Origin of the sequence: Streptomyces sp. MB09-02B (genome assembly GCF_033794485.1) — a bacterium.
Classification (GTDB): Bacteria; Actinomycetota; Actinomycetes; order Streptomycetales; family Streptomycetaceae; genus Streptomyces.
Genome location: NZ_JARGEE010000412.1, coordinates 1 through 7,733 on the forward strand (window position 1 = coordinate 1; position 7,733 = coordinate 7,733).

Annotated in this window: 8 protein-coding genes and 1 pseudogene; 7 read left to right on the top strand and 2 right to left on the bottom strand. The window is 71.3% G+C overall.

The features are described 5' to 3' along the window. Positions 1-198: pseudogene (locus P1P70_RS36280) on the top strand (IclR family transcriptional regulator); the annotation flags it as partial. Positions 199-247: 49 nt separating this feature from the next. Here P1P70_RS36280 and P1P70_RS36285 read toward each other — a convergent pair. Further along, a complete protein-coding gene (locus P1P70_RS36285; protein WP_319245367.1) occupies positions 248-1,078 on the bottom strand; it encodes an alpha/beta hydrolase in 831 nt (276 codons plus the stop codon). Positions 1,079-1,172: 94 nt separating this feature from the next. Here P1P70_RS36285 and P1P70_RS36290 point away from each other — a divergent pair, with 94 nt between their 5' ends. After that, positions 1,173-1,649, top strand: coding sequence for a MarR family winged helix-turn-helix transcriptional regulator (locus P1P70_RS36290; RefSeq protein WP_319245368.1), 477 nt, complete (start codon positions 1,173-1,175; stop codon positions 1,647-1,649). A gap of 207 nt (positions 1,650-1,856) precedes the next feature. Then, entirely contained in the window at positions 1,857-2,657 is an 801-nt protein-coding gene (locus tag P1P70_RS36295) for a S16 family serine protease (RefSeq protein ID WP_319245370.1), read from the top strand. A gap of 78 nt (positions 2,658-2,735) precedes the next feature. Here P1P70_RS36295 and P1P70_RS36300 read toward each other — a convergent pair whose 3' ends face one another. Then, a complete protein-coding gene (locus tag P1P70_RS36300; protein WP_319245377.1) occupies positions 2,736-3,236 on the bottom strand; it encodes an Lrp/AsnC family transcriptional regulator in 501 nt (166 codons plus the stop codon). Positions 3,237-3,460: 224 nt separating this feature from the next. Between P1P70_RS36300 and hppD the strand changes: the two genes are divergently transcribed. The 4 genes from hppD (at position 3,461) to P1P70_RS36320 (ending at position 7,724) form a co-directional block, all read left to right on the top strand. Then, positions 3,461-4,540 (top strand): 4-hydroxyphenylpyruvate dioxygenase, encoded by a 1,080-nt coding sequence (gene hppD, locus P1P70_RS36305; protein ID WP_319245379.1) that lies wholly within the window; start codon positions 3,461-3,463, stop codon positions 4,538-4,540. A 409-nt stretch (positions 4,541-4,949) separates the two neighbouring features. Further along, positions 4,950-5,366 carry a hypothetical protein gene (locus P1P70_RS36310; RefSeq protein WP_319245372.1) on the top strand — a complete coding sequence of 139 codons (417 nt, stop codon included), beginning with the start codon at positions 4,950-4,952 and terminating at the stop codon, positions 5,364-5,366. Positions 5,367-5,424: 58 nt separating this feature from the next. Then, positions 5,425-6,300 (top strand): TatD family hydrolase, encoded by an 876-nt coding sequence (locus P1P70_RS36315; protein ID WP_319245374.1) that lies wholly within the window; start codon positions 5,425-5,427, stop codon positions 6,298-6,300. A 155-nt stretch (positions 6,301-6,455) separates the two neighbouring features. Next, complete coding sequence (locus P1P70_RS36320; RefSeq protein ID WP_319245376.1) at positions 6,456-7,724, top strand: ubiquitin-like domain-containing protein; 1,269 nt, start codon at positions 6,456-6,458, stop codon at positions 7,722-7,724. Positions 7,725-7,733: the final 9 nt, after the last annotated feature.

The following is a 7,733-nucleotide window of genomic DNA, read 5'->3' on the forward strand; positions in this document are numbered from 1 at the left end:
CGACCGGGGGACTGGCCTGGGTACACGCTCACGCACGGCGAACTGGAGGCGGGGGCGAGCGGGGCCGCCGCACCGCTGCTCGGGGTGACGGGTGTCGAGGGCAGCGTGGGCGTGGTGATGCTGGCCGACGCGGTGCCGGAGCGGGTGGGCCCGCGCGTGATGGACGCGGCACGGGAAGTGGCCGACGCGCTCCGGTGACGCGGTCGCCCTTTGCCGGGGGCAGTCGCTTCAGCAGTGCTCAGCCACCTCAGCAACCAGCAGTGAGCCAATCCAGCAGGTGCGTGGCGAAAGTGTCCGGCTGCTCCATGTTCGCGTAGTGGCCCGCGCCCTCGATCGTGATGGTGTGGCCCTTCGTGGCGACCGTGGTGACCAGGCGTTCGGCCATGGCGATGAGGTCGGGGGCGTCCAGAGCTCCGTTGACGGCGAGGGTGGGGGCGGTGACGGTGGCGGCGCGGGCCCAGGTGTCCGTGACCGGGACGTGCCAGTCCTGCTCGCCGACGGTGTGCTTGAGGGCGGTGGCGCGGCTCATCTCCCGTACCCGCCGGACGATGTCGGGGTCCACCTCGTCGACCTCGCGGTGCGGACCGGCGACGGCCTCGGCGACGACTTCGAGCCAGCCCTCGAGGTCGCCGGCCATCAGCGTGCCGTAGTACCGGGCGACGCTGTCCTTGGTCCAGGGGTCCGTGTACTCGGGCTCGCTGGTGCCGACCCCGCTGACGACGAGGGCGCGTACCAGTTCGGGATGCTCCAGGGCCGTGTCGACCGCCGTGCCGCCTCCCATCGACATGCCGACCAGGATCGCCGGGCCCGTGTCCAGGTGGCGAAGCAGCGCGGCGAGGTCGTCGGTGAAGCGGAACGGCCTGCTCGCGTTGGCGGAGGCGCCGTGCCCTCGCGCGTCCGGGGCGATGACGCGGTGACCGGCAGCCGCCAGGGCGGGCACCATGTCGCGCCACATGGTGTGGTCCGTGAAGCCGCCGTGCAGCAGCACGAGCGGGGTGCCGGAACCGGTGTCCTGGTAGACGAGGGGGCCGTCGTCGGACTGGAACGTGTACGGGAGGGCCTGCGAGGCATCAGTCATGACAACTAAGGTGTCATGATGGAGGAGAGATGACAACCCGGTTGTCATTCTGTGGTGCGGTGGGGCGTGGAAGACAATGACCGACAATGACCCCGTGACAGAGACCAATGAGCCGCTGCCGCCCGACGCGCTCGCCGGGCGGCTGTCCGAGGTGTTCGCCGTCCTGGGCCCTCTTTACCGGCGGACGACCCGCGCGCTGGAGCTGAAGGAACGCAAGGAGGGCTTCCCCGTCGGCGTACGTGCCGTCCTGGAGCTGTTGCGCATGGCCGAGCGGCCGATGACCGTGCCGCAGATGGGGCGGACACTGGCGTTGAGCAGGCAGTTCGTGCAGCGGATGGTCAACGAGGCGGCCGGGCGGGACCTCGTCGAGGCCATCCCCAACCCCGCCCACCAGCGCTCCTCCCTGATCCGGCTGACCGACACCGGCCGTACGGCCATCGACGCGCTGGTCGCCCGGGAGAGCGCGCTGCTGAAGCAGGCCGGAGGGCATCTGACGGCGGCGGACGTCGACTCCTGCGTACGGGTCCTGACGCAGCTCCTGGCACTGTTCGAGGACGTGGACGTCAACTGAGAGCCGCGTCGGCCGCCCGCCGGGGTCCTGCTGTCCACCGCCTGCCGGGACCCTGTCGACTGTCCGTCGGGACCACCCCCTCGACCGTCCGCCGGAACCCCATCGACCGCCCGCCGGGACCCGCCGACCGCCGGTCCCGCCTCCGGCCGCGGCTCCGGGGCACCACCGCCCCGTGGCCGGAAGTGCCCCTCACGTTAGATTGAACCCGTGCTCTCTCGTCTCTCCAGTCTTTCGCGCCCCGTCGCCCTGGCCGTGAGTGCCCTGCCGGTGGTGGGGCTGCTCGTCACGGTGGCGCTCGCGCCGTTGCCGTTCTCCGTGGCGCAGCCGGGGATGACGGCGAACGTGCTCGGCGAGAACAAAGGCGAGCCGGTGATCACGATCAGCGGCGCGGAGGCCAGGAAGACCAGCGGTCAGCTGCGGATGACGACGATCGAGGCGACGGGGCCGGGCGCCCGTGTCGGCCTCGGCGATGTGCTCGACGGCTGGTTCCGCACCGACCAGGCCGTCATGCCGCGCGAGGCGGTCTACCCCAGTGGCGACACCACCGAGGAGATCCAAAAGCACAACGCGGCCGAGATGAAGGAGTCCCAGGACATCGCCACCGAGGCCGCGCTCGCGTACCTCGGCGAGGACTCCGGGGACATCGAGGTCACCCTGCGGCTCGCCGACGTCGGCGGCCCCAGCGCCGGCCTGCTCTTCTCCCTCGGCATCATCGACAAGCTCGACGGCGACGGCAGCGGCGGCGACCTCACGGGCGGCCGGGTCGTCGCCGGTACCGGGACCATCGACACCGCCGGCAAGGTGGGCGCGGTCGGCGGGGTCGCCCTCAAGACCCAGGCCGCCCGGCGTGACGGCGCCACCGTCTTCCTGGTCCCCAAGGCCGAGTGCGCCGACGCGAAGGCCGAACTGCCCAAGGGGCTGCGGCTCATCCCGGTGACGACCCTGAAGGGCGCGGTCGGCTCCCTCGTGGCGCTGGAGACGGGCAAGGGGTCCGTACCCGGCTGCTGAGGATCTTCCGCACGCCCGAAGATTCAGCCCTGCAGTTCCCCTGCTCCCTTGCTCCCGAGCTCCCAGGCTCCGAGCCCTTCAGGTCGTCGTCTCCCGGGGCCCGTCGGCGCGTTCGCGGAGCGCCTCCTGCTCCACCAGCGGGATGATCCGCAGCGGAACGGGGTTCTCCATCACGATCGCCGTGGCGGCCCGGACGATGCCGTCGATACCGACGACCCGGTCGATCACCCGCTGGAGGTCGGCGTTCGAACGGGCCACCAGCCGGCACAGCATGTCCCCGCTGCCGGTGGTCGTGTGCAGTTCCAGCACCTCGGGCACGGTCGCCAGGTGCGCCCGTACGTCCGCGCCCTGCCCCTGCCGGATCTGCAGGGTCGCGAACGCCGTGACCGGGTAGCCGAGCGCCGCCGGATCCACCTCGGGACCGAACCCGCGGATCACGCCGTTCGACTGGAGCCGGTCGAGCCGGGCCTGCACCGTGCCCCGCGCGACCCCCAGCCGCCGCGACATCTCCAGCACCCCGATCCGGGGCTCGCGGGCGAGCAGGACGATCAACCGCCCGTCCAGATGATCGATCGCCACCAGACCTCCCGGGTTGGTCATGCTGCGCGGAACACCCCGCATGACGCGTCTGCCGCTGCACAGATTGTCCAACGGAAGCGCCAACTGTTGCACACCTTGCAGGCGCGGAGGACGCTGCGGTCATGGCAGCCACCTCCGCGCACACCCACGGCACGCACGGCACGCACGGCACGCACGACGTCCCCGGCGCCGCACGGCAGGCGGACCCCTTCCCGGTCAAGGGAATGGACGCGGTCGTCTTCGCGGTGGGCAACGCCAAGCAGGCCGCCCACTACTACTCCACCGCGTTCGGCATGCGCCTCGTCGCCTACGCCGGCCCCGAGACCGGCAGCCGTGAGACGGCGAGCTACGTCCTGCAGAACGGCTCGGCCCGGTTCGTCCTCACCTCGGTCGTCAAACCCGCCACCACCTGGGGCCACTTCCTCGCCGAGCACGTCGCCGAGCACGGCGACGGTGTGGTCGATCTCGCCATCGAGGTCCCGGACGCCCGCCGGGCGTACGCCTATGCCGTCGAACACGGCGCCCGTACGGTCGCCGAGCCGTACGAGGTGAAGGACGAGCACGGCACGGTCGTCCTGGCCGCGATCGCCACGTACGGCACGACCCGGCACACCCTCGTCGAGCGCAGCGGCTACGACGGCCCGTACCTCCCCGGGTACGTCGCCGCCGAGCCCCTCGTCGAGCCGCCCGCCCATCGCACGTTCCAGGCCATCGACCACTGCGTGGGCAACGTCGAGCTCGGGCGCATGAACGCGTGGGTGGAGTTCTACAACCGGGTCATGGGCTTCACCAACATGAAGGAGTTCGTGGGGGACGACATCGCCACCGAGTACAGCGCGCTGATGTCGAAGGTCGTGGCGGACGGCACGCTCAAGGTCAAGTTCCCCATCAACGAGCCCGCCCTCGCCAAGAAGAAGTCCCAGATCGACGAGTACCTGGAGTTCTACGGCGGGGCGGGAGTCCAGCACATCGCGCTCAACACGAACGACATCGTGCGGACGGTACGGACGATGCGGGCGGCGGGGGTCGAGTTCCTCGCCACGCCGGACTCGTACTACGACACGTTGGGGGAGTGGGCCGGGGACACGCGGGTGCCGGTCGACACCCTTCGCGAACTCAAGATCCTCGCGGACCGGGACGAGGACGGGTACCTGCTGCAGATCTTCACCAAGCCGGTGCAGGACCGGCCGACGGTCTTCTTCGAGATCATCGAGCGGCATGGGTCGATGGGGTTCGGAAAGGGCAACTTCAAGGCGCTGTTCGAGGCGATCGAGAGGGAGCAGGAGAAGAGGGGCAACTTGTAGGTCGGGGGCGCCTCATGGCTCGGGGGTGCGGGTGCGTCGTGGTTGCTCGCGCAGTTCCCCGCGCCCCCAAAAAAGACCAGGCCATGCGGGCCTGAAAGGCCAGGCCATGCGGGCCTCGAAGACCACGGTCCTGCGGGCTGAAAAGCACGGGGCGCAGCCCCGGCTTTTCAGGGGCGCGGGGAACTGCGCGAGCAACCCCCACCCACCCGCACCCGAAACCGCGCGGCCCATGCCCAGGTAAAGCCGCGCAAAGTACGGCTTTCGTATCGACGGGCTTCGCACAAGGGGAGGCCAAATCCCCTTCAACAGTCGGCAGATGGGGTGCACTCCAGGTCCGCCAGGGCGTCCACTGGGTGGTGAGGACGTACACGTCGCGTCCCCACCGTCCAGCGGACAAGAGGAGCTGGCAATGACCGAGACCGCAGAGCGCGCAGTGCTGCGCGACACCGCCACCGCCGTCGTTCACGAGTCGTACGCCTTCGCCTGCATGCGGTGCGGGCACGGCTGGGAGCAGTCGTACGAGATAGAGCACCACAACGACGCCCAGGGGCGCGACTTCGTGATGTACGTGGCCGACGGCACGGTCGTGCCGTCCCCGCTGTCCCGGCCCACGTGCCAGAACTGCGACGGTCATGTCCTCCGCATCATGCGGGCGGGCCAGGTGTCGTCGGTACAGGACGCCGAGCGTCGCCGGCACCTGCCGAAGCCCCGTCCGGTGGCGGACACCGACACCCCGGAGACGGCGGAGGGCCGGCAACTGCCGCAGGAGCACCACCACTGGCACCTGTCCGACCTGCTGCACCCGTTCCACCGCAAGGCGAGCTGACCTCCCCCCGGCGAGCCTGCGGGGCATGCCCCGATCGTGCGATTCGTAGGATCGGGGCATGCCCTCGAACGACAAGAACGCCGCGCCGCCGCTCCCCGAACCCCTGCGGGTGCCGGTCGCCGATTCGCACACGCATCTGGACATGCAGTCCGGCACCGTCGAGGAGGGCCTCGCGAAGGCCGCCTCCGTGGGGGTCACGACGGTCGTGCAGGTCGGCTGCGACATCAAGGGCTCGCGCTGGGCCGCCGAGACGGCCGAGCGGTACGAGGCCGTGCACGCGACGGTCGCGCTGCACCCGAACGAGGCGCCGCGCATCGTCCACGGCGACCCGGACGGCTGGTCCCGGCAGGGCGCCCGGACGCCCGGCGGGGACGCGGCGCTCGACCACGCCCTCGCCGAGATCGACCGGATGGCCGCGTTGCCGCAGGTCAAGGGCGTCGGGGAGACGGGGCTCGACTACTTCAGGACCGGACCGGAGGGCAAGGCCGCCCAGGAGCGGTCCTTCCGCGCGCACATCGAGATCGCCAAACGGCACGGCAAGGCGCTGGTCATCCACGACCGCGACGCCCACGACGACGTGTTGCGGATCCTGAAGGAGGAGGGCGCGCCCGAGCGGACCGTCTTCCACTGCTACTCCGGCGACGCGGAGATGGCCGCGGTCTGCGCCGCGCACGGCTACTTCATGTCCTTCGCCGGGAACATGACGTTCAAGAACGCCCGGCCGCTGCGAGACGCGCTCGCCGTCGCGCCCCTCGAACTCGTCCTCGTGGAGACCGACGCGCCCTTCCTGACGCCCGCGCCGTACCGCGGACGGCCCAACGCGCCGTATCTCATTCCGGTCACGGTCCGGGCCATGGCCGAGGTGCGGGGCATCGACGAGGACGCGCTGGCGACGGCGATCGCGGCGAACACGGCGAGGGCGTTCGATTACTGAGGGGTCACGTCGTGTGGGCCGTCCGGGGGACCCAAAAAGACGATCAGCGGCCCGTGTCGCGACACTGAGTGACCGCGTTGCTTTGGAGGGTGACCGGAGTCCGCTAGGTTCACGTCGCCCGACCCGGACCCGGATCCCCTCTGGAGCGTGTCGTCGTGAGCAATGCGCAGTCGCCGTACGAGGCCGAGACCCTGCCCCACGGGGTGTACGCGGACACCTACCGGCCCGCCTATGAGAACCGGCTCGCCGAGGAGGCCCCGGACGCCTCGGCCCGTGGGGACGGGCCAGGCGCCTCCCGGCGGGCCGTGCGGCGCCGACGGGCGGCCGACCGGCCCGGTTCGCTGCGGCGGTTGGTTCCGCAGGCGCTGGTGGTGGCCTTCCTCGCGGGCGGCACCTCCGCGTTCGTGGCGAAGGACAAGGCGATCGAGCTGACCGTCGACGGGCGCCCCCGCACGCTGCACACCTTCGCCGACGACGTCAGCGGACTCCTCGCCGACGAAGGGGTCGCCTTCGGCGCGCACGACGTCGTCGCGCCCGCCCCCGGTACGGCGTTGAGCAGCGGGGACGAGGTGGCCGTGCACTACGGGCGCCCCGTCGCCCTCACCCTGGACGGGCAGCGGCGCATGGTCTGGACGACCGCCCACACGGTGGACGGGGCGCTTCAGCAGCTCGGGGTGCGTGCGGAGGGCGCGTACGTGTCGACCTCGCGCTCCCAGCGGATCGGGCGTGCGGGGCTGGAGCTGGACGTCCGCACCGAGCGCACCGTCACGATCCTGGCGGACGGGCGGACGCGGACGATCCGTACGAACGCGGCGACCGTGGGGGAGGCCGTGGAGCAGGCCGGCGTCACCCTGCGCGGTGAGGACACCACCTCGGTCGACCGGTCGAGCTTTCCCCGGGACGGGCAGACGGTGACGGTGTTGCGGGTGACCGGGTCCGAGGAGGTCCGGGAGGTGCCGATCCCGTTCCGGGTGCGCCGTGCCGAGGATCCCTCGCTCTTCCGGGGCACCGAGGTCGTGGAGCGGGCCGGGCGTCCGGGGGTGCGACGGGTCACGTACGCGGTCCGGACGGTCAACGGGGTACGGCAGCGGCCGCGGCTGGTGCGTACGGAGGTGGTTCGTGAGCCGCGGGAGCAGGTGGTGAAGGTGGGGACGAAGGCGATGCCGACGTCCGTGGCCGGGGCGGAGGGGCTGAACTGGGGCGGTCTCGCCGCGTGCGAGTCGGGAGGGCGGCCGAACGCGGTCGATCCCTCCGGGACGTACGGGGGGCTGTACCAGTTCGACACCGGGACGTGGCGAAGTCTCGGGGGGAGCGGGCGGCCCCAGGACGCGCCGGCGGCGGAGCAGACGATGCGGGCGAAGAAGTTGTATGTGCAGCGGGGGGCTAGTCCTTGGCCGCATTGTGGGGCGCGGTTGCGGGGGTAGGGCGCGTTG

What these genes read in the sequence shown, in the direction of transcription:
- P1P70_RS36315 (WP_319245374.1), top strand. Translation starts at nt 5,425, where the DNA reads ATGCCCTCGAACGACAAGAACGCCGCGCCGCCGCTCCCCGAACCCCTG.
- P1P70_RS36285 (WP_319245367.1), bottom strand. Translation starts at nt 1,078, where the DNA reads ATGACTGATGCCTCGCAGGCCCTCCCGTACACGTTCCAGTCCGACGAC.
- P1P70_RS36310 (WP_319245372.1), top strand. Translation starts at nt 4,950, where the DNA reads ATGACCGAGACCGCAGAGCGCGCAGTGCTGCGCGACACCGCCACCGCC.
- hppD (WP_319245379.1), top strand. Translation starts at nt 3,461, where the DNA reads ATGGACGCGGTCGTCTTCGCGGTGGGCAACGCCAAGCAGGCCGCCCAC.